Consider the following 25623-nt stretch of genomic DNA (forward strand, 5'->3'; position numbering starts at 1 on the left):
GTGACCCTCAGAAGCGGCCTTCGCGGACCCGCCGCACCGCGTCCTCACCCGAGAGTTCGGCGCGCGCGTCCGGGTTGTCCAGGTAGAACTGCAGGGTGTGCAGGACGACGAGCTGGTCGAGGTCCATGCTCCGCATGGGCACCGCGCACGCGACGTCACGGCCGAACTTGGCGGCCACCTTGCGCATCCGGGTGTCGGCCGCGACCGCGGAGATGAGGCCCAGGTAGTTCTGGGTCGGCCCGGTCCGCGACCGCCCGATGCGCAGGCTCAGCGGACGGACCTCGGTGAGGTCCTGCCACGGCAGCCGGACCACCGGATGCACCCAAGTCAGCGCGATGTGGTCGGGGGTGAGCAGGATGCCCACCATCCGCTGCTTGCGCTTGAGCGCGAAAAACCCCGCGGCCAGCAGCAGGACACCGAGGATTCCGAGCACGACAGCGCCGACCGTGGGACCCACACCGCCCCGGATGATCAGCAGCGCGGCGAGCCCGCCGAGGCCGAGTCCGAAGATGATCAAGATGATGCCCGCCGCGACTCTCGCCTGCCGGGCCGGGATCAGCAGACCGGTGACGCCGTCGAAAGTCGCCACGCACACGGCTCCCGTCGGGGTTCCGGAGGGCTGGGCGGATCCGTCCGCGGCACGCCAAGGCCGCGGACACGGAAGCGAGCGGTCGTCCATGTGTCAATGCAAGCGCATACGAGGGCGTCACCGCCAGCCAAACCCGCAGCCCGACGGTGAAGTCGATCACCCAGTCGGGTCAGCGCCTGCGCGACGTCGGCCCGCGGCGGCCGCGTGCGGCCCAGCACGCCTGGTGCCAGTGTCGGCGGTCCTCCACCGAGCCGTAGTCGTCGGCGGGCCAGGTGACCACGTGGGCCATGCCGACGGGAATCTCGTGGTCGCATCCCGGGCAGCGGTACATCTTGGTCGCGTGTGCCCCGGGAACGTTGCGGACCAGCCAGTCGCCGTCGTGGGCGCTCTCGCGCCGCTGGGCGGCCAGCCCGCCGCTGAGCGGACGGGGATCGTCGCCGATGGCGTACTTGGGTCGGTTGCGGCGGGGCACGGTGAAACTGTGACATGGCGCCTGGTGGCGCTGCTCGGTCGCCTTGATGGTGACGTTCCGTGGGAGGCAGAATATGCGGGTGCCCACTTATGAGTTCCGCTGCCGCGAGTGCGGATCGACCTTCGACGTGCGACGCCCGATGGCCGAGTCGTCCGACCCCGCCGCCTGCCCCGAGGGCCACGCCGACACGGTGAAGCTGCTCAAGATGGCAGGCCTCGCCGGATCCAACACCTCCGCCGCAACAGCACCCCAAGCTGGCGGAGGCTGCTGCGGCGGCGGTTGTTGCGGCTAGTCAGTGCTGTGGCATGGCGCCTGCCGGCCGACGCCATGTCACAGCGCGATTTTAGTAATCCCGGAAGCCCTTGCCGGTCTTGCGGCCCAAGCGGCCCGCGGTGACCAGGTGCTCCAGCAGCGGGGCCGGGGCGTAACCGGCCTCACGGAACTCGTTGTAGAGCGTGCGCTCGATGGCCAGCGACACGTCGAGGCCGACGACGTCGAGGAGTTCGAACGGGCCCATCGGAAGGCCACAGCCGACCTTCATCGCGCTGTCGATGTCGTCGGCGCCCGCGTAGTGCGCCTCCAGCATCTTGATCGCGTCGTTGAGGTACGGGAAGAGCAGGGCGTTGACGATGAAGCCCGCGCGGTCGCCGCAGTGGACCGGCTTCTTGCCGACCTTCTCGCAGATCGCGTGCGCGGTGGCGACGACGTCCTCGGCCGTGGAGATGGTCTCGACGATCTCGACCAGCTTCATGATCGGCGCGGGGTTGAAGAAGTGCAGGCCGACCACGTCGGCCGGGCGCGAGGTCGCCGCGGCGCACTCGATGACCGGCAGCGACGACGTGGTGGTGGCCAGGATCGCACCCGGCTTGAGCACCTCGTCGAGCGCGCCGAAAACCGCCTGCTTGATGGCGAGTTCCTCGGCGACGGCCTCGACCACGAGGTCGCAGTCGGCCAGTTCCTCGAACTCCACGGCCGGGCTGATGCGGCCGAGGATCGCGTCGCGCTCCTCCTCGGCGAGGCGGCCCTTGGCGACCTGGCGGTCGAGCGACTTGCGCACCTTGCCGATCGCCGCGGTCGCCTTGTCCGCGCTGCGGGCGCGGAGTACGACGTCGAAACCCTTGCGGGCGAAGACTTCGACGATCCCGGTGGCCATCGTGCCGGTGCCGACCACGCCGACCCGCTGGACGTCGCGAGTGGACACCCCGGTGTCCCCGGCGGCGGCCGGGGTCTGGGCGTCGGCGACGACGTTGGGCGAGTCCGGGGCGTCGTAGGTGTAGAAGCCCTTGCCGGTCTTGCGGCCGAGCAGACCCGCGGTGATCATCTGCTTGAGGATCGGGGCGGGGGCGTGCAGCCGGTTGCGCGACTGCGCGTACATCGTCTCGAGGATCTCGTAGGCGGTGTCGAGGCCGATGAGGTCGAGCAGCGCCAGCGGGCCCATCGGGTAGCCGCAGCCGTAGCGCATGGCGGCGTCGAGGTCCTCGCGGGTGGCGTACTTCGTCTCGAACATCGACACGGCGTGGTTGAGGTAGCCGAAGAGCAGCGCGTTGGCGATGAAGCCCGCGCGGTCGCCCATGACGACCGGCTCCTTGCCCAGGCGCTCGGCGAAGGCGACGACGTCGGTGACCACGTCCGGCTCGGTCACCACGGTCTTGACGACCTCGGTGAGCTTGAGGACCGGCGCCGGGTTGAAGAAGTGCAGGCCGACGACCTTGCCCGGGCGGCCGGTGTGCACACCGATCTCGGTGATCGACAGCGACGAGGTGTTGGAGGCGAGGATGGTGTCCGGGCCGACGATGGTGTCCAGCTCGGCGAACACGCGCGCCTTGAGTTCGAGCGACTCCGGGATCGCCTCGATCACCAGGTCGGCGCCCGCGAGGTCGTTGAGCGACGTGCTGTAGGTGACCCGGCCCAGCAGCTCGTCGCGGGCGGCCTCGTCGAGCTTGCCCTTGGCGAGCGCGCGGCTCGTGGAGTGCTCGATGTGGCCGCGTCCGCGTTCGATACCCGCGTCGTCGACCTCCACCGCGATCACCTGGACACCGGTCCTGGCCAGTACCTCGGCGATGCCCGCACCCATGGTCCCGAGCCCGACAACACCGACGGTGGAGAACTCACGCGCCACAGCTACCTCCGCAGTCACCGAAAAGCACAACAGATGCTACCTGTCAGTAACATCGTGTGCTGATGATGCCACGCGACCAGGGGATCGCCAGGTGAACTGCGCCACTCTCACCCGGGCGAGCTCTCCTCGAAACCGCGTTCGGCCAGGTCAGCCACCCTCCGCATGGCTTCGTCGGCTTCCGGCCCGGTGGCCGCCACGCGCACCCGGTCACCACCGGCCGCGCCGAGACCCATCAGACTGAGCACACTTCGCGCGTCCGCCGCGCGTCCGCCGAAAGTGACCGTGACCTCGGCCTCCACCCCCGCCAGGGCCCGGGCGAGCAGGCCCGCGGGACGCGCGTGCAGGCCTACGTCGTTGGTGAGCAGGATTTCGACACCCTCAGTGGAGTCGGATTCGTCGGGTATCAGGTCGCCCATCGCGCCCGCGGCGGCGGAGAGCACCGCGTCGAGGTCCGCGCCACCCTGCGCGGCGGCGGCCGCGGCCACCGCGCCCTCCACCAGCGGCGCGTCGACGACGGCGGCGGAGTCGGGATCGCCGAGCATCTCGACGGCCAGGTCGGCGACCATCTTCGCGCTGCCGAGGTCGTAGAGCACGACCACGCCCGCGCCGCTCTGCGCGGCTTCGAGGGCCAGCGAGACCGCCTCGAAGTCGGTGCCGAGTTCGCCGTCGAGGCCGCCTGCGGTGGCGATGGTGACGTCAGGAGCCATCTGCGCGGCCACCTCGGCGACGCCCTCCGCCAACCGTTGGCTGTGCGAGACGATCACCAGTCCGACCCGGCTCATGTCGAATCCGCGAAGGAACGCAGCAGCAGAGCCGAGGACCGCGCACCCGGATCAAGGTGGCCCGCGCTGCGCTCCCCCAGGTAGGACGCGCGTCCCTTGCGCGCCACCAGCGGCACGGTCGACTCCGCGCCCGCCTCCGCGGCGTCGGCGGCGGCGCGCAGGACCTCGCCGACCGTCGACCCCTGGGCCTTCGCGGCGGGCACGAGCGCGTCGACCATCGTCTTGTCCCCCACCTCGGCCTTGCCTCGGGCGACGACACCGTCGACCGCCGCCCGCAACGCGGTCGAGATCAGCTCGGGGGTGAGTTCGGGGCCATCCCCGAGCGCGGTGGCCGCGCGCAGGAACGCCGTCCCGTAGAGCGGGCCCGCGGCTCCCCCGACCTTCGAGATCAGCGTGGTGGCGACCAGCTTGAGCACCGCCGCCGGAGTGTCCGGAGTGGACTCGTCGAGCCGGGCGACGACGAAGCCGAAACCGCGCTTGAGGTTCTCCCCGTGGTCGCCGTCGCCGATGGCCTGGTCGAGCCGGACGAGTTCGTCGCGGTGCTCGGTGATCACGGCTGCGGCCTCGCGGATGGCGGCGGCCACGGCGCCCGCGTCGCAGCCCATCAGGCTCCCCACCGCAGCGCGGCGGTGCGGACCGGCGCGTCCCACAGGGCGGTGAGTTCGTCGTCGAGGCGCAGCAGGGTGAGGCTCATGCCTTGCATCTCCAGGCTCGTGATGAACGGTCCCACCAGTCTGCGTTCGACCGTGATCCCCCGCTCGGCGAGCATCCGCTCGGCGATGCCGTGGGCCAGGTAGAGCTCCAGCAGCGGCGTGCCGCCCATGGAGTTGGTGAACAGGAGAACCCGGCTCTTCTCGGCGAACGGGAGGTCGTCGAGGATCGGGTCGAGCAGCGCGGCCACGATGGCGTCGGCGTCGGCCAGGGGCTCGCGGCTGCGGCCCGGCTCGCCGTGGATGCCGATGCCGACCTCCATCTCGTCCTCGGCGAGGGTGAAGCTCGGCTCGCCGACGTGCGGCACCGTCGGGGCGGTCAGCGCGATGCCCATCGACCGCACGTTTCCCACGACCGCGCGGGCCAGCCGCTCGCAGGTGTCGAGGTCGGCGCCGGACTCGGCCGCGGCGCCCACGATCTTCTCCAGCAGGACCGTCCCGCCGACGCCGCGCCGCCCGGCCGTCCACGTCGAATCGCGCACCGCGACGTCGTCGTCGATCACCACCGTGCGCACGTCGATCCCGTCGGCGGCGACGAGTTCGGCGGCGGTCTCGAAGTTCAGCACGTCGCCGGTGTAGTTCTTGACCACCAACAGGACACCCGCGCCGCCGTCGACCTGGGTCACCGCGGCCTGCACCTGGTCGGGCGTGGGGGAGGTGAAGACAGCGCCCGGGCAGGCGGCGTCGAGCATCCCGGGGCCGACGAACCCGCCGTGCAGCGGCTCGTGGCCGGAACCGCCGCCGGAGACGATCGCGACCTTGCCCCGCACCGGCGCGTCCGCTCGGGCGACGACGGCCGGGTCTTCGGTGATCCGCAGCAGACCCGGATGGGCGAGCGCCATCCCGCGCAGCGCGTCGGCCACGATGGTCGTCGGATCGTTGATGATCTTCTTCATCGCGCGCCTCTCACCGGAACGGGTGCGTCTTCCGTTCCTACACCGCCGCGGCCCGGCGCGAAAGGCGTGCAGGTCAGCCTGTGGGCAGCTTGGGGATCAGCGCCTTCGCCGCGGCCTCGACCTTGGCGCACGGGTCGCCCGCCTTGTCGTCGTAGCGACTGAAGGACAGGGAGACGACCTCGGCCCACTCGTTGTTCGGCGGGAAGGGCGCGTGGGCCCAGTCGAGCCTGCAGCGGTCGCCGGAGAGCTTCTTCTGTGCCTTCACCCCGCCCAGGTCCACCGGGGTGGTCTCCGCGGCGTCGGCGAGGTCGTCGGGCTTCGGTCCGACCTTGAAGTTCAGGGAGAACGACGCGCCGTTGGGACTCCAGTCGCACGAGTGCAGTGTGGTGGGCCGGGCGTTGGCCTCACCGATGTTCTCGGTGACCGTGGACTCGTCCAGGACCGCGCACGGGTCGATCCCGGCCACGGTGCCCTTGGCCAGCGCCAGCTTCTGCGCGCCCGCCTGCAGGTTCTTGATGACGCCTTCCATCACCTTGCGCCCCGGCTCGCAGAGGGGGCCCGCGGGGCCGCTGATCTGCAGCGTGATCGCCCGCTTGGGTGAGGCCTCGGTGATGACGCCGATGAAGCACGCGGTCTTGTCCTCGAGTTCGGACTCGCTCGCGGGCAGGCCGCCGATCTTGAACGTCCCCTCGGCCGACTTCCCACTCGCCGACTCGCCGAGGACGAGGTTGAAGTTCAGCTCCTTGCCCGCTTTGTCCTTCATGTAGTGCGCGCAGGCGCCGAGGTCACGCAGGCGGTTCTTCGCGGGGGTGCCCACCGACGCCATGGTCTGGTCGTCGAGCAGCGCGCAGGGGTCGACCAGCCGCAGGTTCTCGGCGGTGAACGCGGCCTCGCCCCCGACCGGCTTGCCGTCGACCGGGGTGTCGACACCTCCGCCGCCGCCGAGTTCGGCCGCCGCGGCCACCGTGGACCGGGGGAAGTTCTTCTTGGCCAGGTCGGGGCTCGCGCACCCGGCGAGCACCCCCACCAGACACACGACCACGCCGACCGACCACCGCGCTGCACGCCTCACGGCGTGAACCGTAGCCAGTCGCGGCCGACCGTGTGTCGGCAACCGGCTTATTCGAGCGCGGCGAGCGGCGGGCCCCGGGTCGCCCGCACTACGACGACATGCGCATTACTTGATCTATTCGGGTCAATCCTGGTCGGGATCGGCCACCGGCCACACGAGTTTGGGCACGCTCGGTGGTGACCACGAAAAGCACCGGAAGGACCCACCGTGTCACTGCCCACCGAACCCATCGGGAGCATCCCCCGACCCGCTTTCCTGATCGAAGCCTTGGGGGACCACGCGGCCGGCCGAATCGACGACGCGATGCTCGCGGTATCGACCGAGAAAGCGCTGGTCGACACACTGCGGCGGTTCGAGGAGACCGGGTCACCGGTCGTCACCGACGGCGAACAGGGCAAACCCAGCTTCGTCACCTACCCGATCGCCGGTCTCGACGCGCTGGCCCCCGACGGCGCCGTGATCCCGTTCGCGGACGGCCACACCCGGCAGCTGCCACGCCTGACCGGGCCATTCAGCTACCAGATCCACGCCGACAGCTACCTGGCCAAGGCCCGCGCGCACACCGACAGGCCTGTCAAGCAGGCAGTGATCGCGGCGTCGGCGATCAGCCTGCTCTACCCCGCCGACGGGGTGCCCGGCTACGACCGCGACCAGTTCCTTGACGACTTGGTGGACGGCGCCGAGGCCGACATCCGGCGCAGCCTCGACGCGGGCGCGCACAGCGTGCAGATCGACTTCACCGAGGGCAGGCTGTCGCTCAAGCTCGACCCCAGCGGCGCGCTGCTGCGCGCGTTCGTGGACCTGAACAACCAGGTTCTCGACCGGTTCACCGATGAGGAGCGCAAGCGCATCGGCGTGCACACCTGCCCCGGCGGCGATCAGGACTCGGCGCACAGCCTCGACGTCGACTACATCGACCTGCTTCCGGCACTGTTCGATCTGCGAGCCGGGAACTTCTACGTCCAACTGGCGAGCGAGTCCGACCCGCGCCGGGTGTTGGGCGCGATCAGGGAACACTCAACGGAAGAACAACGCGTGTTCGTCGGTGTGACCGACCCCATCGATCCGCGCGTGGAGACCCCGGAGGAGGTGCGGGACCGCGTGCTGACAGCCGCCGAGTTCATCTCCCTTGACCGCCTCGGCACCTGCGACGACTGCGGTTTCTCACCGTTCGCCGACGACGTCTCGACCTCGCGGGACACGGCGTTCGCCAAGATCGCCGCACGGGTCGCGGGCACACGCCTGGCGGCCGAGCTGCTGTAGACCCGTCGGGCGGGCGCTGTTCGACTGGACAGCGCCCGCCCGCGGTGAGGTCAGCGAGTCGTCGTGACGGCCGTGGGCTCAGTGGTGATCGTCGTCGTGGGCGTGATCGTCGTCGTGGGCGTGATCGTGGTCGTCGGCTGCTGCGTGGTGGAGGTGATCGGCGCGGTCGGGGCAGCCGCGAACGCGCTGTAGGAGAACCAGATAGTCGCCCCGCTCTTGGGCTGGGTGGCGGTGACCATCGCCCGCACCTTGAACGTGGTCGGGGTGAACGAGTCGCGCACGGTGTTGAGCATGAAGCCGTTCCAGCCCGCGGGCGTGTTCGCCGAGACGACCACCGCCGTGGGCGCCACGCCCAGCGCGTGCGACACCGTGCACACCCCGAGGCTGTCCAGCACGCAGGAGACGGCGTCAGCCGTCATCCGCGGGGTCGGCGCGGGCCCCACGGGGCTTGTCGCACTCGCCGACACCGCCACCACCGCGATCCCAGCGGCGGCGGCCAGCCCGGCGACCGCCAGTTTGACCGCGCGAATACCTGGACGCGACATGATTCCCCCATTGGTTTCATTCCGCGGATTCGCGGAGCAAGATCACGTGGGAAACGTCGTGGACCCATGCCGATCCGTTACCCGGATCACCGGATCGGACCAACTGTCAGAACAGGCGGAATTCGTCCGATTCGATTCCGCGCAGCGTGTCGTAATCCAGCACCACGCACCGGATTCCGCGGTCCTCGGCGAGCACGCGGGCCTGCGGCTTGATGATCTGGGCGGCGTAGATTCCCTGCACCGGGGCGAGCAGCGGGTCCCGGTTGAGCAGTTCCAGGTATCGGGTCAGCTGTTCCACGCCATCGATGTCGCCTCGCCGCTTGATCTCCACGGCCACCGAGCCGCCGGTGTTGTCGCGGCACAGGATGTCGACCGGGCCGATCGCGGTCGGGTATTCGCGGCGGACCAGGGTCCAGCCGTCGCCGAGGGTGGTGATGTGTTCGGCGAGGAGTTCCTGGAGGTGGGCCTCCACGCCGTCCTTGACCAGGCCCGGTTCGAGGCCGAGTTCGTGCTTGGAGTCATGCGTGATCTCTTCGATCGTGATGACGATCTTCTCGCCCGCCTTGTTCTGCACCGTCCACGTGTCCGGCTCCTCGGTGAGCCAGCACGGCGGCGTCATCCAGTTCAGCGGTTTGTACGCGCGGTCGTCGGAATGGACCGACACCGACCCGTCGGCCTTCACCAGCAGGAGCCGGTTGGCCATGGGGAGGTGGGCGGTCAACCGACCGACGTAGTCGACTTGGCAGCGAGCGATCACGAGGCGCACGGCCAGCAGGTTAGTCCCGTCGGCCGGGTGCGGCAGGATCACCCCGTGGACACCCTCGGCACCGAACAGGTCTATGCGAACGCCTGGATGACCGTCCGCGAGGACCGGGTCCGCCGCCATGACGGCAGCGCGGGCATCTACGGCGTGATCGACAAACCCGACTACGCGCTGGTCATCCCCCTCGACGGCGACCGGCTGATGCTCGTCGAGCAGTTCCGCTACCCGCTCGGCGAGCGGCGCTGGGAGTTCCCCCAAGGCACCGCCCCCAACCGCGAGCACGTCGAGACCGCGACCCTCGCCGCCCGCGAGTTGCGAGAGGAGACGGGGCTGCGCGCGGGGACGATCACCAAGATCGGCTCGCTCGACTGCGCGGCGGGCATGTCGAGCCAGCGCGGGCACGTGTTCCTCGCGACCGACCTGACCGAGGGCGAGCCGGAGCGCGAACCCGAGGAACAGGACATGCGTACCGCCTGGTTCACCCGCGCGGAGTTCGAACGGCTCGTGCGGACGGGTGAGATCACCGACGCCCAGTCCATCGCGGCGTACGGGCTGCTGCTGCTGCTGCGGGGGTTAGGCCAGCCCCACCGCGGAGACGCCAGCTGACCTGACTGCGCGCGGCGGGCGGTGCGGCAAGGCTGGTGGACATGATGGGCAGCAAGGCTGGTCGCGGCGGGGATGTCCGTCGGCTGCTCAGCACCTTCGCCCTAGGCAGGGTCTCGAAGTCCTGACCAGGCAACATTCGTAGTGATGCCAGCGTCGGCGTGTCGTTGATCAAATAGGTGAGGTCTCCGGTAGATCGATCAACGACCAGGCGCTTGTTGCCGTAGTACCGCCGGGTCAGCACGTCGACTGCTCAGGTGTTCCGCCCAGCGACCACCCCCAATTCGCAAGGGGCCAAACCCACTGCCACCGCCAACCAACCGCTGAACAAGCAACTAAACCAGTCCAGCTTCCTGAGCAAGCACAGCCGCCTGCACCCTCGACCGCAGATCCAACTTCGTCAGCATCCGCGAAACGTGTGTCTTCACCGTCGCCTCCGCGATCCCGAGTTTGCGCGCGATCTCCTGGTTGGACAGTCCTTCCCCCACTCCCACAAGCACTTCCGCCTCCCGGTCCGTCAGCTCGTCGAGCCCCGCGGGCCGCACCGTCGCCTTCGGTTGGGCGTCCGCGAAGGCGCTGATCAGTCGGCGGGTGACTCCCGGCTCCAGAACTCCGTCCCCCGCCGCCACCAGCCGGACCGACTCGATCAGCCGGACCGCGTCCACGGACTTGAGCAGGAACCCGGCCGCCCCCGCGCGAAGGGCTCCGTAGACGTACTCGTCCATGTCGAACGTGGTCAGCACCAGCACCGCGCACACGCCGTCGGCGACGAGTCTGCGGGTGGCCTCGATGCCGTCGACCTCGGGCATCCGCACGTCCATCAGGACCACGTCCGGCCGCAGCGCGGTCGCCTTGCGGACCGCGGCGGCGCCGTCGGCGGCTTCGGCGATCACCTCGATGCCCTCGGCGTTGTCCAGGATCAGGCAAAGCCCGGCCCGGATCGCCGCGTGGTCGTCAGCCACCAGCACCTTGATCGTCATTCGTCCTCCACCGGCAGTTCCGCGCGTACCCGCCAGCCGCGCGCGCATGGGCCCGCGACGAGCACCCCGCCCACGGCCTGGGCGCGTTCGGACATTGTGATCAGGCCTGTTCCCGACGGGTTGAGCACCGCGCCCGCGCCGTCGTCGATCACCTCGACGACCAGTGTCCCTTCGCCGTGGCGGACGTTCACCTCGGCCCGTGACCCGGGTGCGTGCTTGACCGCGTTGGTGAGCGCCTCCTGCACGATCCGGAACGCCGACAGGTCGACCGCGGCGGGTAGTTCCGGCGGGTGCTCGGCGTCGACCCGCACGTCGAGCCCGGACGCGCGTGCGGAGCGGATCAACCGGTCCAGTTCGCGCAGGCGCGCCGGGGCGGTGCGTTCGGAGACGTCGTCGTCGGCGCGCAGTAGACCGATCATGGCGCGCATCTCGGCGAGGGCGTCGACGCTGTTCTCGCGCACCGACCGCAGCACCGTCCGGGTCCGCGGGTGGCCGTCGGGGAGGGTCAGCAGGGCCTCGGACTGGATGGCGATGGCCGAGAGGTGACCCGCGATCACGTCGTGCAGGTCGCGTGCCATGGAGGCGCGCTCGGCGTGGACGGCGGCGTCGCGGTCGAGGGCGGCGATGCGCGCGAGGTCGTCGGCGCGGGCGCGCTCGGCTTCGGCGGACTCCCGCTGCTGCCTCATGTTCATCCCCCACCACACCGGCACCAGCGGCAGCGCGCACAGCGTCAGCAGAAGTTCCGCGGTGGAGCGCATGTTCCAGCCGCGCACGACCGCGATCACGACGACGCCCGCGATGAGGATCGCGACCGCGCTCGCGATCACCCGGCTGGCCCGGCGCGACCCGTACAGCACAGCGGAGTGCAGGTGCTCACCCGCCACCAGGAGCACCGGCAGGGTCAGCCCCAAGATGACGTCGAGGGCCACAAGCGGCCAGCCCGCCACCATCGCGGCGACCGGCATGCGCTTGCGGAGCAACAGGAGCGCGCACATACCTGCGAGGACCACCCCGTGCGCCCACCGCGGCGCGCTCACCAGTGCGTCGGCGTCGAGCGGCGCCAGATCCTTGATGAGGACCAGTGCGCCGAGGCTGAACGCGAAGACCGCGTGCCACGCCGGGTTGTGCCACGGTCGGGCCGAGTGTTCCCTCACTCGACAATCACAACACACCTGGTCACCCCAGCGTCCCCGGCAAAAGTCCTAGATCCGTCTGCAACTAAAGGATGACTCCGATCCTCGACCTTTGACCGATACCAGCGGCAGGCCGCCCGGGGCAGACTTGGCGAGTGCGATTCATTCTGGACAACCCACTCTTCGCCGTGATCGCCCTGTGCGAGATCGGTTTCTGGGTGTTGCTCGGCGCGGGCCTCGTCTCCCGTTACGCCTTGCGGATGCGGCGGACGGGCGCGGCCCTGCTCGTGGCGACGCCCATTGTGGACGTCATCCTGCTCTTGGCGACCGTCCTGGATCTACGCCGTGGCGGCGAGGCCGGCTTGGTGCATGGGTTAGGCGCCGCCTATCTCGGCTTCAGTGTCGCTTTCGGACCGAGTGTGATCCGCTGGGCCGACCGATGGTTCGCGTACCGGTTCGCGGATGGTCCGCGCCCGGTGAGAGTCCCCAAACATGGTCCGGAACGGACGCGCCACGAATGGCGCGAATGGGGGAAGTGCGTCTTGGCGTGCGGCATCGGAGTGGCGGTGCTGGCTCTGTTGTCGTTCATCGTCGGCTCACCGGAGCGAACGACAGCACTCTGGTCGGGTTGGTCCGCGTGGATCCCGAAGCTCGGCGCGGTGACGGCCATCTGGTTCGCCACTGGTCCTTTATGGACATTGTTCGACCGGGACGACGAGGCGGTAATGGGAACACATGGGGGTTGACAGGCCAAGTGGTCTAGTCCATTTTTGGATTTCGACCACCCTGCAGCTGTCATGCCCTGGAGGCAGCCATGACGCTCCCTGCCAAGCGAGCGATCGTCGCCCTGTTATCCGCTCTCTCAATCTGCGTCGGGCTCATCCTGGCTTTCACAGGACAAGCGGCCGCCGCGAACCTCGTCGCCAATCCCGGATTCGAATCAGGGTCGCTCAGCGGCTGGTCCTGTTCCAGCGCGGGTGCCGTGACCAGCGGCGACGCCCATGCCGGCAGCTATGCGCTGACGGGCACGCCTGCCGGTCAGGACAACGCACGGTGCACGCAGACCGTGACCGTCAAGCCGAATTCGGCCTACACCCTGACCGCCTGGGTCAAGGGCGCCTACACCTACTTGGGAGCGACCGGAACGGGCACCAGCGACCCGAGCACGTGGACCCCGACCTCGGGCGTGTGGACGCAGCTCTCCACCAAGTTCACCACGGGCGCGGCCACCACCTCGGTGTCGATCTACCTGCACGGCTGGTACGGCCAGCCCGCCTACAGGGCCGACGATGTCGTCCTCGACGGCCCCGGCACCACGCCGCCCACCAGCACGACGGCGCCTACGACGACGCCGTCGACCACCACGCCCACCACAACTCCGACCACAACCACCAACCCGACGACGACCACGCCGACGACCCCGCCGACGACCGGGCTGCCCGCCCATGTCCTCACCGGCTACTGGCAGAACTTCTACAACGGCGCCCGAGCCCTCACCCTCGCCGCCGTGCCGACCACCTACGACATCATCGCCGTCTCCTTCGCCGACGCCGTCCCGGGCACGCCCGGAGCGGTGACGTTCACCCTCGACTCCGGTCTGTCGAGCCAACTCGGCGGCTACACGGACGCGCAGTTCAAGGCGGACATCCGCACGGCCCAGGCCCGGGGCCAGAAGGTGATCCTGTCCGTCGGCGGCGAGAAGGGCACCGTGACGGTCGGCGACTCGGCCGCCGCAAACGCTTTCGCCTCCAGCATGGCCCGCCTGATCAGGGACTACGGGTTCGACGGCGTCGACATCGACCTGGAGAACGGCATCAACGCCACCCACATGGCTTCCGCGCTGCGCCAGATCCACGCGGCGGGCGGGAAGATCATCACGATGGCGCCGCAGACGATCGACATGCAGTCGACCTCGGGCGGGTACTTCCAGTTGGCGTTGGCGATCAAGGACATCCTGACCATCGTCAACATGCAGTACTACAACTCCGGATCGATGATGGGCTGCGACCAGAAGGTCTACGGACAGGGCTCGGTCGACTTCCTGACCGCGCTGGCCTGCATCCAGTTGCAGGGCGGCCTGCGCGCCGACCAGGTCGGTCTCGGACTGCCCGCCTCGCCTTCGGGTGCGGGCGGCGGCTACCAGTCCCCCGCCAACGTCAACGCGGCGCTCAGCTGCCTGGCTCGGCGGACCAACTGTGGCGGGTTCACCCCCGCCGTGGCATATCCGACGATCCGCGGGGCGATGACCTGGTCGATCAACTGGGACGCCTCAAATGGGTACGCGTTCGCCAATTCGGTGGCCGCGCACCTGGACACCCTGCCCTAGTCGGCAAGCGGCTCGACACCACGGGTCATCATCACGCCTTCGATCTCCACGCCGTCCGGCATCAGGATTTCCCGCCGTTCGGTTTCGCGGAAGCCGAAGGACCGGTACAGCGGCACTCCCGGCAAGGTCGCCAGGAGCGCCAGCGAACCGAATCCTTCGGCGACCGCGGCCCGTCGGCACGATTCGAGGATCGCCCGGCCGAGACCGCGCCTGGTCCAGTCCGCCCGCACGAACATGGCGCGGATTCGGGCGGGCTCGGTGGCCGGGTCGATCAGCCGGAGATCGTCGTCGCCGGGCCCGGAGCCGGTGTAGAGCTTGCCGCGCCTGCTCCAGCCGCCGCAGGCGATTATCTCGCCATCGGCCTCGTGGACGAAGTACGTGCCGTCCTCGATCAGCGTCAGGTCGATGTGCGCGATATATGCCACCGCGCTCACCGTCTCCGGCTCGCCGTAGAACCGGGGGAACAGCTCGCCCACAGACGCGCGCATCAGCTCGGCGATCCGCGGTGCGTCCGCGAGTGTCGCCGGACGTTGAGGAGGCACCGCGTCGGCCGTCAGCCCGGCCACACCGGGGAACGCTTGTCCGGGGACGCCATCACGCCGTTCTCGGCGCTGGGGAGAAACCGGGTCGGTCATCAGTCCGGCCACACGGGCGAGCGCTTCTCCAGGAACGCCGCCATGCCTTCCTTGGCGCCGGGCAGCTGCGAGGCCGCCGCCATCACTTCCAGCGCGATGGCGTAGGCGTCGGCTTCGGGGCGGTCCAACTGGGCGTAAAGGGTCTGCTTGCCCAGCGCCTTGCCTGCGGCGCTGCCGCGGGTGGCGCGCCGCATCAGTTCGTCGACGGCCTTGTCCAACTCGTTGTCGGGGACGACCTGGTTGACCATGCCCCACTGCTCGGCGGTGTGGGCGTCCACGACGTCGCCGGTCAGGGCCATCTCCATCAGCCGCTTGCGGCCGATCGCCCTCGCCACCGGCACCGCCGGGGTGTGGCAGAACCATCCACCCTTGCCGCCGGGAAGGGCGAAACCCGCCGACTCGGCGGCGACCGCGAGGTCACAGGAGGCGACGAGCTGGCAGCCCGCCGCGGTGGCCAGGCCGTGCACACGGGCGATGACCACCTGGGGCACCGACTCGATGGTGCGCATCAGGTCCGTGCACAGCCGCAGCAACTCACGCACTCCGCCCAGGTCGCGGGCGGAGACGTCGCCGAAGTCGTGGCCCGCGGAGAAGACCGGCCCCTCCGCGGCCAGGACGATCCCGGTCGCGTCGGAGGCGCCCGCCGCGCGGAACGCGTCGAGGAGTTCGGCCAGGTGGTCCTCGGACAGCGAGTTCCGCCGTGCCGGACGGTTCATGGTGATCCGAACGACGCTGCCCGCCCGCTCGACGAGGATGTGCTGGTAGTCGGCCATGCCTCGACGGTACTGCCGTCTGCTTCACCCGACCACCACCCGCGGGATTTCACAGGGGGCGGTGATCGCCCCGGGCGCCGCTCAGGTCCGGCCGACCACCGCCTGCAGGAACTCCCGCGTCCGCTCCTCACGCGGATCGGTGAACAGCCGCTCAGGCGGCGCGTCCTCGATGACCCGGCCGTGGTCGAACATCAGCACGCGGTCGGACACGTCTCGGGCGAAGCCCATCTCGTGGGTGACGCACAGGAACGTGATGTCCGTGGTGTCGGCGATGTGGCCGAGCAGGCCCAGCACACCCGCCACCAGTTCCGGGTCGAGCGCGGAGGTCACCTCGTCGAGCAGCAGCACGTCCGGGCGCATCGCCAGAGCGCGGGCGATGGCGACCCGCTGCTGTTGACCGCCGGACAGCCGGGACGGGTGTTCGTCGGCCTTGTCCGCCAGGCCGACCAGGTCGAGCAGGTCGCGGGCGCGTTCGTCGGCTTCGGCGGGGGTCAGGCCGAGGACCCGGACCGGGGCCTCGGTGATGTTGCGCAGCACGGTCATGTTGGGGAACAGGTTGAACTGCTGGAACACCATCCCGATCCGTGTGCGCACCCCGGCGAGGTGCTTCTCGTCGGCCGGAACGAGTTTCCCGCCGCGGTGCATGTGGCTCAGCGGGGAGCCGTCGATCTCGATCAGGCCGTCGGTGACCCGCTCCAGGGTCATCACCAGCCGCAGGATCGTGGTCTTGCCCGAGCCGCTCGGGCCGATCAGGGTGACGAACTCTCCCGGCGCCATGCGGCAGGTGAAGCCGTCGAGAACCGTGTTGTCGCCGAAGCGTTTGACGACGTTGTCGAAGCGGATCATCGGGGGGTCAGACTGGTTCGACACGACGCTCCAACCTCCGCACCAGCAGGGACGCGGGATAGCTCAGCAACAGGAACAGCAAGCCGGCGATCGTGTAGACCTCGACGAACCGGTACGACTCGTTGCCCGCCGCCTTGGCCGCGTTGACCAGGTCGACCACGCCGATGGCCAGCAGCAGCGGGGTCTCCTTGAACATCGAGATCGTGTAGTTCCCCAGCGCGGGCAGGACTCTGGGCACGGCCTGCGGCAGGATCACCGATGTCCACACGCGGCGGCGCGGCAGCGAGAGGGCCGTGGCGGCCTCCCACTGTCCTTTTGGGACAGCGTCGATTCCCGCGCGGTACACCTCGGAGGTGTAGCAGGCGTAGTGCACGCCGATGGCGATCACGCCGGTCACGAACGCCGACATGCGAATGCCGAACGCGGACGGGAACACGTAGTACAACACGAAGATCTGCACCAGCAGCGGCGTGCTGCGGACGAACTCGATGAACAGGAACAACAACTGGTCGACCACGGGGATCCGAGCCCGGCGCACCAGGGCGAACACGAGTCCCAGGGTGTAGGCGACGAGTGAGCCCAGCACGGTGATCTGCAGGGTGACCAGCAATCCCTGCAGGATCAGCGGCACCGAGTTCGCGGCGAACTGCCAGTCCCACGTCATCCGACACCCCCGAGGAACCGGTTCCGCACGGGTTCCCGGCCGATCCGGCGGCAGGCTGCCCGCTCCAGCAGCCGCATCACGGCCGTGATCACCAGTGCCAGCACCAGGTACAGCAGCAGCTCGACCACGTAGATGAACGGCAGGTCCGCCCCATGCGTCGGCCGCAGCTGCTCACCGCGCTGCACGATCTCGGTCACCTGGATGAACGACAGCAGCGCGGTGCTCTTGAGCAGCTGGATGAACAGGTTGCCGAACGGCGGCAGCATCTCCACGAACGCCTGCGGCAGCACCACTCGGCGCATCCGTTGCGCGGGCGTGAAGCTCAGTGCCAGCGCGCCCTCCACTTGGGACCGAGGCACGGCCCGCACGGCCCCGCGCACGATCTCCGCGCCGTAGGCGCCGTGGTTGAGCCCGAGCACCAGGATGCCCGCGTACAGCGGTACCAACTGCAGGCCGACGAGGGCGGGAAGGGCGAAGTAGAGCCAGAACAGCTGGACCACCTCGGACGTCCCGCGCAGCCCCTCGACGTACACCCGGGCGATCACCCGGACCGCCCGGGATCGCGACAGCAGGGCGAGCCCGGCGGCGAGCGAGAGCACGATGGTCAGCGCGATGCCGCCGACGGCGGCGATCACCGTGAAGGGCAGACCCTCCAGAATCGTCGATACTATGCGATTCGCGTTGTCCGGCACGGTCGGCTCAGGCGGCGCAGAGCTTCTCGGTCGTCAGCCCGGCGGCGGGCAGGTTGTCCTTGCCGAACCCGAACGGCTCGACGATGCGCAGCCATTCCCCGCTCTCGTGCAGCTTCTTCAGCTCGGCGTTGAACGCCTCCAGCAGCGCGGTGTCCTCCTTGCGGAACACGAAACCGCCCGCGGACACGACGTCCTTCCCCTTGTCCTGCGGGGTGAAACCGGGAGTGACCTCGACGGCGACGTCCGGGTTCTTCTTGACCAGGTCCTTGAGCGAGATGTCGGTCAGCGCGGCCGCGCCCACCCTGCCGTCGGCCACCGCGCGCAGCAGGGTGTCCTGGCTGTCGAGCGTCTCGATCTGGGTCACGCCCGCGGACTCGGCGTACCCCTTCTCCACGGCCGCGGACAGCACGGCGAGCTTGAGCCCCTTCGCCTTCACCTCGTCGAAGCCGCGCACACCTTCGGGATTTCCGCGCGGCACAAGCAAAGCCGTCAGAGCACTGTAGTCCGGGATGGAGAACGCGACCTGCCCGCAGCGGGCGGGCGTGATGTTCATGCCCGCCGCGACCATGTCGAACTGCTTCGCGGTGACGCCGGGAATCAGCCCGTCGAAGTTGGTCGCGACCGCCTCGACGTCGGCGATTCCCAGTGCCTTGAACACCGCGCGGGCCACCTCCGGCGCCTCGCCGGTGACCCGGCCCGACGCGTCGGTGAACCCGTACGGAGCTTCGTTGGCGATACCGATCTTGATCTTGCCCGCGGCCTTCGCCGCGGCCAACGGATCACCCGAGGACACGCTGGTGCAGGCGGAGAGAGCCCAGCCACCCGTGGCGGCCAGGGCTCCCACCGCGGCCGTTCGTCGAAATAATTCCCGCCGCGTCCAGCCCTGATCCACCATCGCGTTCGCCCCGTTTCGCGCGCATCGACAAGTTACGTGTGTGTGCGTCGAACGTAGGGGGATCACCCGTTTAGGTCAATAACCGGTGATTAACCCACTGTTAGGGCAGCTTGTTGGCCTCGCGGATGACGTTGACGATCTCGTCCATGATCTGCGTCATCTCGTAGTCCTTGGGCGTGAAGACCCGGGCCACACCGCGCTCGGCGAGGATCTTCGCGTCGTCGGGCGGGATGATGCCGCCGACGACAACCGGTACATCCCCCGCACCGGCGGCCCTCAAACCCTCGACCACCGCGGGAACCGCTTCCAGGTGCGAGCCGGACAGGATCGACAGGCCGACCACATGCACGCCCTCCTGCACCGCGGCCGCCACGATCTGGTCCGGCGTGAGGCGAATGCCCTGATAGACGACCTCGAAGCCGGTGTCGCGGGCCCGCACGGCGATCTGCTCGGCACCGTTGGAGTGGCCGTCGAGGCCGGGCTTGCCGACCAGCATGCGCAGCCGCTCGCCCAGTTCCTCGCCGGTCGCCTTGACCCGCTCGCGCACGGCCGCCAGCTCGACGCCCGCCTCGCCGCCGACCGAGGCGCCGGAGACGCCAGTGGGGGCGCGGTACTCGCCGAAGACCTCGCGCAGCGCGGCGGACCACTCACCGGTGGTCACCCCGGCGTGCGCGCAGGCCAGCGTGGCGTCCATCAGGTTGACGTCGGTCTTCGCGGCCTCACGCAGCTTGCGCAGCGACTCGTCCACCGCGGCCGCGTCGCGCTCGGAGCGCCAGCGCCGGACGGCCTCGACGGCCTCCAACTCGGCGGCCGGGTCGGCGGTCTCGATGGCCTTGGCGCCCTCGGCCTGCAGCGGGCTCGGCTCGGTGGTGTCGAACTTGTTGACACCGACGATGACCTGCTCGCCGTTCTCGATGAGCCTGCGGCGCTCCGCGAGCGAGCCGACCATCTGAGTCTTCATGTAGCCGGACTCGACAGCCGCGACCGCGCCGCCCATGGCCTGCACGCGGTCGATCTCCTCGCGCGCGCCGGTGATGATCTCGTTGACCTTGGCCTCGATGACCGGGGAGCCGTCGAAGATGTCCTCGTACTCCAGCAGGTCGGTCTCGTAGGCGAGGACCTGCTGCATGCGCAGCGCCCACTGCTGGTCCCACGGGCGCGGCAGGCCGAGGGCCTCGTTCCACGCGGGCAGCTGGATCGCGCGGGCGCGGGCCTTGCGCGAGAGCGACACGGCGAGCATCTCCAGCACGATGCGCTGGACGTTGTTCTCCGGCTGCGCCTCGGTCAGGCCGAGCGAGTTGACCTGCACGCCGTAGCGGAACCGGCGCTGCTTCTCGTCGGTGATGCCGTAGCGGTCGCGGGTGATCTCGTCCCACAGCTCGGTGAAGGCGCGCATCTTGCACATCTCTTCGATGAACCGCACGCCCGCGTTGACGAAGAAGGAGATGCGGGAGACGACCTCGCCGAACTTCTCGGCGGGCACCTGCCCGGAGTCGCGCACCGCGTCGAGGACGGCGATGGCCGTGCACATCGCGTAGGCCACTTCCTGCACCGGGGTCGCGCCGACCTCCTGCAGGTGGTAGCTGCAGATGTTGATCGGGTTCCACTTCGGCACGTTCGACACGGTCCACGCGACCATGTCGGTGATCAGCCGCAGGCTCGGCCCGGGCGGGAAGACGTAGGTGCCGCGGGACAGGTATTCCTTGATGATGTCGTTCTGCGTGGTGCCCGCGAGCTTGGCGACGACCTCGTGCCAGTCGGCGCCCTCGGCCTCGGCCTGCTCCTGGGCCACCGAGACGTAGAGCGACAGCAGCCACATGGCCGTCGCGTTGATCGTCATCGAGGTGTTGGCCACACCGAGCGGGATCTGGTCGAACAGGGTGCGCATGTCGCCGATGTGCGTGACCGGGACGCCGACCTTGCCGACCTCGCCCTTGGCGAGTTCGTGGTCGGGGTCATAGCCGGTCTGCGTCGGCAGGTCGAAGGCGATGGAGAGGCCGGTCTGCCCCTTGGACAGGTTGCGGCGGTAGAGCTCGTTGGACTTGGTCGCGGAAGAGTGCCCGGCGTAGGTGCGCATGACCCACGGGCGGTCTCGCTCACGGTCTGACGGATACGGCACCGGTTTACCTCCGTTAACAGCCCTTTTCGTGGAGCGTACTGGTCAGTAACGAATTTCGGCTCGGTGCCATTGCTCACAGGCACGCTCACCGGTTGACTGTCGCAACCTGAATCCCTTTCTCGGAGGCTTTGACCATGAGTCTTAAGTTCCTCGTGCCCGCCGTCGCCGCAGCGGCGCTGACCAGCGTGTTATCGATCCCAGCATCGGCGATCAACAGCTACAACGCCACCCCCGCGCCCGAGCGGACCGAGGTCGGCGCGCTGGTGGTCCAGTGGGACAACGACGACGACCCGGCCACGCCCGACCGCATCGACTGGATGTGTTCGGGGACCATGGTCGACCGCGACACGTTCCTGACCGCGGCGCACTGCACCACCGACTGGGCCGAGGGCGTGCGGTTCTACGTCTCCCTCGCGCAGAACGTGCAGGCCGACCTGGACGCGGCCGCGCTGGCCCACCCGGGCGACCCCGCGGCCGTCGGGGCGGCGGTCGGCGTCGAGGGTGTCGCCCACAACGACCCTCAGTACCCGGGCAACTCCGCGGACTCGCATGACATCTCCGTGGTGCAGCTGCCGGCCGCCGCGCTCGCGGCCCGCTGGAACTTCACTCCCGCGACGCTGCCCGCCGCGGGCAAGCTCGACACCCTCGGCCCGCGCGGCCTCGAAGCCGTGCCGTTCACCGTGGCCGGATACGGCACCCAAGAGGCCGTGCGTGGCCCAGGTGGACAGACCCACCCGGGCGGCGGCGTGCGGATGAAGGCGCCGGTGGGCTTCGACGCGCTCAACAACACGTGGGTGCGCCTGCACATGACCGCGCCCCAGGGCAACGGCGGCGCCTGCTACGGCGACTCGGGTGGCCCGAACTTCGCGGTCATCGACGGCAAGCGGACCCTGGTCGCGACCACGATCACCGGCGACGGCCCCTGCTACGCGACCAACGTGTCCTACCGGCTCGACGCGCCGACCGCGCGCGCCTTCATGAGCCAGTTCGTGACTCTGCCCTAATTCGCTGGACATGGACCGTCCACGTCGGACATGCTGAGCGCAACGAAACGAGGAGCGACGATGACAGCAGCGAACGTGCAGCGAGGGGTGGGGCGCCGATTCGGCACCGCACACATCGTTCGCCGACGCCTGGGCATCGGCTTCCCGCAGTGAGATCCGTGATCCTCACGTGAGGGAGCCGCCCATCGCCAGCACCGATGGGCGGCTCTCTTGTTTCCCCAGACCATTTCCCAGTTCGCCCCGTCGCGCCCGCTACCGCGTGGCCCGGCGAACGAAACCGGCTTGCCCTCGGGTGAGCCCTCCCGGCCGCCGCTTCACCGCGCGGCCGGGCGAATCCCTGTAGCTCAGCTGGACAGAGCGCGCCGCTACGAACGGCGAGGTCCCAGGTTCAAGTCCTGGCAGGGATGCTCAGCGCTTGAGGATGGCGATGGCCTTGCCCTTCGTCGCCCACGCCACACCGAAGGCCAGCACGGCGCCGGATTCCAGCCACAGTGCGGGATGCAGCGCCTTGGTCTCGTTGTCGAAGAGGTAGGCGATCACCGGGATCAGGCCGATGCAGACGATGATCGCGACACCGCAGGCGGCGTAGACCTTGTTGCGTGCTTCGCTGTGCTCACCGGGGTTCTCGCCGTCCTGCCGGGTGAACAGGAACAGGCAGAAGTACGCCAGGGACAGGAAGAACACGGCCGCGGCGGCGACGTGGACGTACCCGAGCAGCTTGTCGTCCGCGACGCTGACGTTGGGGCCGCCGCTGGGCGAAGTGGGGAAGATCGCGACCCCGATGGCGGACAGGCCCGCGAGGTTGGCGACCCAGTCGTCGACCACGCTGTAACCGCGGTAGCAGAACAGGAAGACGCCGACCGCCCACATGGCGCCGACAAGGACGTCACGCATCCCGGTGTAGTAGTAGCCGCTGAGCGAGTTCTGCAGTCCGCCACCGTCGAGCAGGATCTTCCCGAGGATGAGCACGGGTGGCAGCGCGAGGCCGATCAGGCCGATCGCCCTGCGCAGGTAGAGGTATGAGTGGACGAGGTCGCGTCCCACTGTCTGAGTCATGGCCGCCTCCGGAGACTCGGTTCCGTGGATCGGCTCGCGCGGACCACACCGACCCGACACCAGTTGATCGCATCCGAGGTGGCGAACATAACCGCCTAACGGTTACGTCTTGTGCTCGGGAGGCGGACTCGCGCGATGATGGAGGGCATGGATGTGCCCGCGCCGTTCCTCATCCTGGTGGCGATCGCCGTCATCGGCCTGATCGGCCTCGTCCTGCGCTGGGGCATGGCGTCGGACGCCGACCGGCGCAAGGATTACGGCCTGCTCCGCGAAGTCGCCAAGGTCCGCAGCGTCGAGGCCGCCCGCTTCGTCGAACTCGAACTCCAAAAGGCAGGCGTCCGCGCCACCACAGTCCCCAGCGAGGACGGCGAGACCTACCAAGTCCTCGTCTTCCCCGCCGACGAACAACTCGCCATCCAAACCCTCCTCAACACCTGACCCACCCGCGAGTCCAACGTTCAGAACAACGAGTCCAACGTTCAGAACATCCTGCTTCCAGCCTCACGTGACGTGAGAGGGAAATTCGATGTTCTGAACGTTGGACTCGTTGTTCTGAACGTTGGACTCGCGGGTGGGTTAGGGGGTGGGGTGAAGGACGGCGGCGGAGGTTCCGCCGCGGCGGAACTCTTCGCCCACGGCCAGGACTTTGCCGGCGCCGGTGAACTCCAGGGTGGCGGCGGCGCCGATGAAGCGCTGTTCGGCGAAGACGTGGCCGATGGACTTCAGGCCGCCCGCGGCGGCGATGAAGGCAGGCTCGGCGACCGTCGTCGGGGAGTTGCGCTGGGTGGCGCGCGGGGCGGCGACGGCATCCCTGAGGGACATGCCGAAGTCGACCCGGTTGACCAGGATCTGCAGGACCGTCGTGATGATCGTCGACCCTCCCGGCGACCCGACCGCGAGCCACGGCTTGCCGTCCTTGAGCACGATCGTCGGCGACATGCTCGACCGCGGCCGCTTGCCCGGCGCGGCCAGGTTCGGATCGGGCGCCGAGCCCTGCGACGGGGTGAAGTTGAAGTCGGTCAGCTCGTTGTTGAGCAGGAACCCGCGGCCCGGCACCACGATGCCGCTGCCGCCGACCTGCTCGATGGTGTTGGTGTAGGACACCACGTTGCCGCGCTTGTCGGAGACCACGAAGTGGTTCGTGTGGACCTCGTTCTCCGACGACGCCGTCCCCGCCGCCGCGGGCTCGCAGCCCGCGTCCGGGGCGGTCGGCGCGGGCAGCACCGACGCCGGGTCGATCAGGCAGGCCCGCTTGGCCGCGTGCGCGTCCGACAGCAGCCGCTCCTGCGGGACGTCGACGTAGGCCGGGTCGCCGATGTGGCGGTTGCGGTCGGCGAAGGCGAGCTTGCTGGCCTCCAGGTAGTGATGCAGCGCCTGGGTGCGCTCCATGCCCCCGATGTCGAACGTCTCCAGGATGTTGAGCGCCTCACCCACGGTGATGCCGCCGCTGGAGCTGGGCGCCATGCCGTAGACGTCGTAACCCCGATAGCCGACGTGTGACGGCGCGCGGTCGATGGTCCGGTAGTCCCGCAGGTCCTCGACCGTCATCCGACCCTTCGGCGGGGTGATGGTGGCGTCGGCGGCCAGCGGCGGGTTCTGCGTGGTCTCGGCGACGTCCTCGCCGATCTTGCCGCCGTAGAACGCGCGCGTCCCGTCCTTGGCGATCTCGCGGTAGGTGTCGGCCAGGTCGGGGTTGCGCAGGATGTAGCCGACCTCCGGCGCGGTCCCACCAGGGAGGAACAGCTCGGCGGTCGAGCTGAACTGCTTGAAGCGGGCTTCGTTCTCCAGGATCTCCGACCGCAGCTGCGGGGTGACCGGGAAACCCTTCTCGGCGACCTTGATGGCGGGCTTGAGGTTGTCCTTGAGACTGAACCGGCCCCACCGCCGCAGTGCGCGCTCCCAGGTGGCCAGCATGCCCGGCGTGCCTACGGACAGGCCGCTGTTGACAGCCGTCCAGAACGGATACGGCGTGCCCGTGGCCGGGTTGATGAACATCTGCGCGTCGCCGGCGGCAGGCGTCGTCTCGCGACCGTCGATCGTGGACACCTGGCGGGTGCGGGCGTCGTAGTAGACGAAGTACCCGCCGCCACCGAGGCCCGCCATGTTCGGGTCGGTCACCCCCAGGGTCGCGGCGACGGCCACGGCAGCGTCCGCGGCGGTGCCGCCTCTGCGCAGCACGTCGATCCCGGCTTGGGTGGATTCGATGGAGTCGGAGACAACCGCCCCGCCATAACCCTCCGCGAACGGGGCCTTCACCAGTGGGGGCGCGGCCACCGCGGCCGACGGAGCCGCCACCAGCCCCGCTATCGCGAGTAGCGCTACGGACAGTGCGTTGCCTCGGCGTGGAGTACGCATCACGGCCTTCCTGTCGTACTGGACGGTGGTCCAGTTCTACTCGCGGTGTCCCGGCGGCGCCAGGCTTGCGCACGGGCACTTCGGGTGCGCGAACCGGCCGAAAGTGTCGGCCCCGCGCCGAGCCGGCGGTGTCGGCGTTCCGGCAGGCCGACGCCACCCACCCCGGCGTGGCGCCCTGTTGGTGCTGCGACACCGCTGGGAGACCGGCACTGCACACCTTCACCGGCACCACGGAGACGTGGATCGACGCTCAAATCCGGCTCCTGACAACCTCCGAGTTCCGCTAGCGCTCACCGTCGGCCACCGGGTGACGAGGTCCCGCCCGACCAGC

The 25623-nt window shown here is 69.3% G+C and carries 27 protein-coding genes and 1 tRNA gene; 8 read left to right on the forward strand and 20 right to left on the reverse strand.

Annotated features, from left to right (window positions below):
* Window positions 1-7: 7 nt before the first annotated feature.
* Both GPZ80_RS17595 and GPZ80_RS17600 read right to left on the reverse strand, forming a co-directional pair.
* Window positions 8-589 carry a hypothetical protein gene (locus GPZ80_RS17595; protein ID WP_187221456.1) on the reverse strand — a complete coding sequence of 194 codons (582 nt, stop codon included), beginning with the start codon at window positions 587-589 and terminating at the stop codon, window positions 8-10.
* 169 nt (window positions 590-758) lie between these two features.
* Window positions 759-1061 (reverse strand): Rv1322 family protein, encoded by a 303-nt coding sequence (locus tag GPZ80_RS17600; protein ID WP_187221457.1) that lies wholly within the window; start codon window positions 1059-1061, stop codon window positions 759-761.
* 79 nt (window positions 1062-1140) lie between these two features.
* Here GPZ80_RS17600 and GPZ80_RS17605 point away from each other — a divergent pair, with 79 nt between their 5' ends.
* Window positions 1141-1353: an FmdB family zinc ribbon protein gene (locus GPZ80_RS17605; RefSeq protein ID WP_312880404.1), complete on the forward strand. Its 213-nt coding sequence runs from the start codon at window positions 1141-1143 to the stop codon at window positions 1351-1353.
* Between the two features lie 51 nt (window positions 1354-1404).
* On the opposite strand, the gene GPZ80_RS17610 is transcribed toward GPZ80_RS17605, so the two are convergent.
* The 5 genes from GPZ80_RS17610 to GPZ80_RS17630 form a co-directional block, all read right to left on the reverse strand.
* The gene (locus tag GPZ80_RS17610; RefSeq protein WP_187221459.1) at window positions 1405-3180 is read right to left on the reverse strand and encodes a 3-hydroxyacyl-CoA dehydrogenase family protein; all 1776 of its coding nucleotides are present in this window, start codon (window positions 3178-3180) and stop codon (window positions 1405-1407) included.
* A 107-nt stretch (window positions 3181-3287) separates the two neighbouring features.
* Window positions 3288-3962 carry a dihydroxyacetone kinase phosphoryl donor subunit DhaM gene (dhaM, locus tag GPZ80_RS17615; RefSeq protein WP_187221460.1) on the reverse strand — a complete coding sequence of 225 codons (675 nt, stop codon included), beginning with the start codon at window positions 3960-3962 and terminating at the stop codon, window positions 3288-3290.
* Complete coding sequence (gene dhaL, locus GPZ80_RS17620) at window positions 3959-4567, reverse strand: dihydroxyacetone kinase subunit DhaL (protein ID WP_187221461.1); 609 nt, start codon at window positions 4565-4567, stop codon at window positions 3959-3961. Before dhaL ends, dhaM begins: the two co-directional genes overlap by 4 nt.
* Window positions 4567-5568, reverse strand: a complete 1002-nt coding sequence (gene dhaK / locus GPZ80_RS17625) for a dihydroxyacetone kinase subunit DhaK (protein WP_187221462.1) — start codon at window positions 5566-5568, stop codon at window positions 4567-4569. The genes dhaL and dhaK overlap by 1 nt, the downstream gene beginning before the upstream one ends.
* A gap of 73 nt (window positions 5569-5641) precedes the next feature.
* Window positions 5642-6640, reverse strand: a complete 999-nt coding sequence (locus GPZ80_RS17630) for a hypothetical protein (protein WP_187221463.1) — start codon at window positions 6638-6640, stop codon at window positions 5642-5644.
* Between the two features lie 207 nt (window positions 6641-6847).
* Between GPZ80_RS17630 and GPZ80_RS17635 the strand changes: the two genes are divergently transcribed.
* Window positions 6848-7903: a cobalamin-independent methionine synthase II family protein gene (locus tag GPZ80_RS17635; RefSeq protein ID WP_187221464.1), complete on the forward strand. Its 1056-nt coding sequence runs from the start codon at window positions 6848-6850 to the stop codon at window positions 7901-7903.
* Between the two features lie 50 nt (window positions 7904-7953).
* Here the strand turns inward: GPZ80_RS17635 and GPZ80_RS17640 are convergent, their stop codons facing one another.
* Both GPZ80_RS17640 and nucS read right to left on the reverse strand, forming a co-directional pair.
* Window positions 7954-8448, reverse strand: coding sequence for a hypothetical protein (locus GPZ80_RS17640; RefSeq protein WP_187221465.1), 495 nt, complete (start codon window positions 8446-8448; stop codon window positions 7954-7956).
* A gap of 106 nt (window positions 8449-8554) precedes the next feature.
* Window positions 8555-9214: an endonuclease NucS gene (gene nucS / locus GPZ80_RS17645; RefSeq protein WP_187221530.1), complete on the reverse strand. Its 660-nt coding sequence runs from the start codon at window positions 9212-9214 to the stop codon at window positions 8555-8557.
* A gap of 45 nt (window positions 9215-9259) precedes the next feature.
* Between nucS and GPZ80_RS17650 the strand changes: the two genes are divergently transcribed.
* Window positions 9260-9817 (forward strand): NUDIX domain-containing protein, encoded by a 558-nt coding sequence (locus GPZ80_RS17650; protein ID WP_512699354.1) that lies wholly within the window; start codon window positions 9260-9262, stop codon window positions 9815-9817.
* Window positions 9818-10149: 332 nt separating this feature from the next.
* Here the strand turns inward: GPZ80_RS17650 and GPZ80_RS17655 are convergent, their stop codons facing one another.
* Window positions 10150-10794 (reverse strand): response regulator, encoded by a 645-nt coding sequence (locus GPZ80_RS17655; protein WP_187221466.1) that lies wholly within the window; start codon window positions 10792-10794, stop codon window positions 10150-10152.
* Window positions 10791-11948, reverse strand: coding sequence for a sensor histidine kinase (locus GPZ80_RS33735; protein ID WP_187221467.1), 1158 nt, complete (start codon window positions 11946-11948; stop codon window positions 10791-10793). Before GPZ80_RS33735 ends, GPZ80_RS17655 begins: the two co-directional genes overlap by 4 nt.
* 134 nt (window positions 11949-12082) lie before the next feature.
* On the opposite strand from GPZ80_RS33735, the gene GPZ80_RS17665 reads away from it, so the two are divergent.
* The gene (locus tag GPZ80_RS17665) at window positions 12083-12673 is read left to right on the forward strand and encodes a hypothetical protein (RefSeq protein ID WP_187221468.1); all 591 of its coding nucleotides are present in this window, start codon (window positions 12083-12085) and stop codon (window positions 12671-12673) included.
* 68 nt (window positions 12674-12741) lie between these two features.
* A complete protein-coding gene (locus tag GPZ80_RS17670; RefSeq protein ID WP_187221469.1) occupies window positions 12742-14253 on the forward strand; it encodes a chitinase in 1512 nt (503 codons plus the stop codon).
* Here the strand turns inward: GPZ80_RS17670 and GPZ80_RS17675 are convergent.
* From GPZ80_RS17675 to GPZ80_RS17705, 7 genes are all read right to left on the reverse strand, one after another.
* Window positions 14250-14888, reverse strand: coding sequence for a GNAT family N-acetyltransferase (locus GPZ80_RS17675; RefSeq protein WP_187221470.1), 639 nt, complete (start codon window positions 14886-14888; stop codon window positions 14250-14252). The genes GPZ80_RS17670 and GPZ80_RS17675 overlap by 4 nt on opposite strands.
* Complete coding sequence (locus GPZ80_RS17680) at window positions 14888-15661, reverse strand: enoyl-CoA hydratase-related protein (RefSeq protein ID WP_187221471.1); 774 nt, start codon at window positions 15659-15661, stop codon at window positions 14888-14890. Before GPZ80_RS17680 ends, GPZ80_RS17675 begins: the two co-directional genes overlap by 1 nt.
* Before the next feature lie 81 nt (window positions 15662-15742).
* A complete protein-coding gene (gene ehuA, locus GPZ80_RS17685; protein WP_187221532.1) occupies window positions 15743-16507 on the reverse strand; it encodes an ectoine/hydroxyectoine ABC transporter ATP-binding protein EhuA in 765 nt (254 codons plus the stop codon).
* A 7-nt stretch (window positions 16508-16514) separates the two neighbouring features.
* Window positions 16515-17171 (reverse strand): ectoine/hydroxyectoine ABC transporter permease subunit EhuD, encoded by a 657-nt coding sequence (gene ehuD / locus GPZ80_RS17690; protein ID WP_187221472.1) that lies wholly within the window; start codon window positions 17169-17171, stop codon window positions 16515-16517.
* A complete protein-coding gene (gene ehuC, locus GPZ80_RS17695) occupies window positions 17168-17863 on the reverse strand; it encodes an ectoine/hydroxyectoine ABC transporter permease subunit EhuC (RefSeq protein ID WP_187221473.1) in 696 nt (231 codons plus the stop codon). Before ehuC ends, ehuD begins: the two co-directional genes overlap by 4 nt.
* A 7-nt stretch (window positions 17864-17870) precedes the next feature.
* A complete protein-coding gene (gene ehuB, locus GPZ80_RS17700; RefSeq protein ID WP_187221474.1) occupies window positions 17871-18758 on the reverse strand; it encodes an ectoine/hydroxyectoine ABC transporter substrate-binding protein EhuB in 888 nt (295 codons plus the stop codon).
* Between the two features lie 100 nt (window positions 18759-18858).
* Window positions 18859-20877 carry an ethylmalonyl-CoA mutase gene (locus tag GPZ80_RS17705; protein WP_187221475.1) on the reverse strand — a complete coding sequence of 673 codons (2019 nt, stop codon included), beginning with the start codon at window positions 20875-20877 and terminating at the stop codon, window positions 18859-18861.
* A 134-nt stretch (window positions 20878-21011) separates the two neighbouring features.
* On the opposite strand from GPZ80_RS17705, the gene GPZ80_RS17710 reads away from it, so the two are divergent.
* On the forward strand, window positions 21012-21881 hold the full coding sequence (locus GPZ80_RS17710; protein WP_187221476.1) for a trypsin-like serine protease: 870 nt from the start codon (window positions 21012-21014) through the stop codon (window positions 21879-21881).
* Between the two features lie 333 nt (window positions 21882-22214).
* Window positions 22215-22288: transfer RNA gene (locus tag GPZ80_RS17715), tRNA-Arg, on the forward strand.
* Between the two features lies 1 nt (window position 22289).
* Here GPZ80_RS17715 and GPZ80_RS17720 read toward each other — a convergent pair.
* Window positions 22290-22937, reverse strand: a complete 648-nt coding sequence (locus GPZ80_RS17720) for a DUF998 domain-containing protein (RefSeq protein WP_187221477.1) — start codon at window positions 22935-22937, stop codon at window positions 22290-22292.
* A gap of 147 nt (window positions 22938-23084) precedes the next feature.
* On the opposite strand from GPZ80_RS17720, the gene GPZ80_RS17725 reads away from it, so the two are divergent.
* Window positions 23085-23375, forward strand: a complete 291-nt coding sequence (locus tag GPZ80_RS17725; RefSeq protein ID WP_187221478.1) for a hypothetical protein — start codon at window positions 23085-23087, stop codon at window positions 23373-23375.
* A gap of 138 nt (window positions 23376-23513) precedes the next feature.
* Here GPZ80_RS17725 and ggt read toward each other — a convergent pair whose 3' ends face one another.
* Window positions 23514-25292: a gamma-glutamyltransferase gene (gene ggt, locus GPZ80_RS17730; protein ID WP_187221479.1), complete on the reverse strand. Its 1779-nt coding sequence runs from the start codon at window positions 25290-25292 to the stop codon at window positions 23514-23516.
* Window positions 25293-25623: the final 331 nt, after the last annotated feature.

Origin of the sequence: Actinokineospora xionganensis, from assembly GCF_014323725.1 — a bacterium.
GTDB lineage: Bacteria > Actinomycetota > Actinomycetes > Mycobacteriales > Pseudonocardiaceae > Actinokineospora > Actinokineospora xionganensis.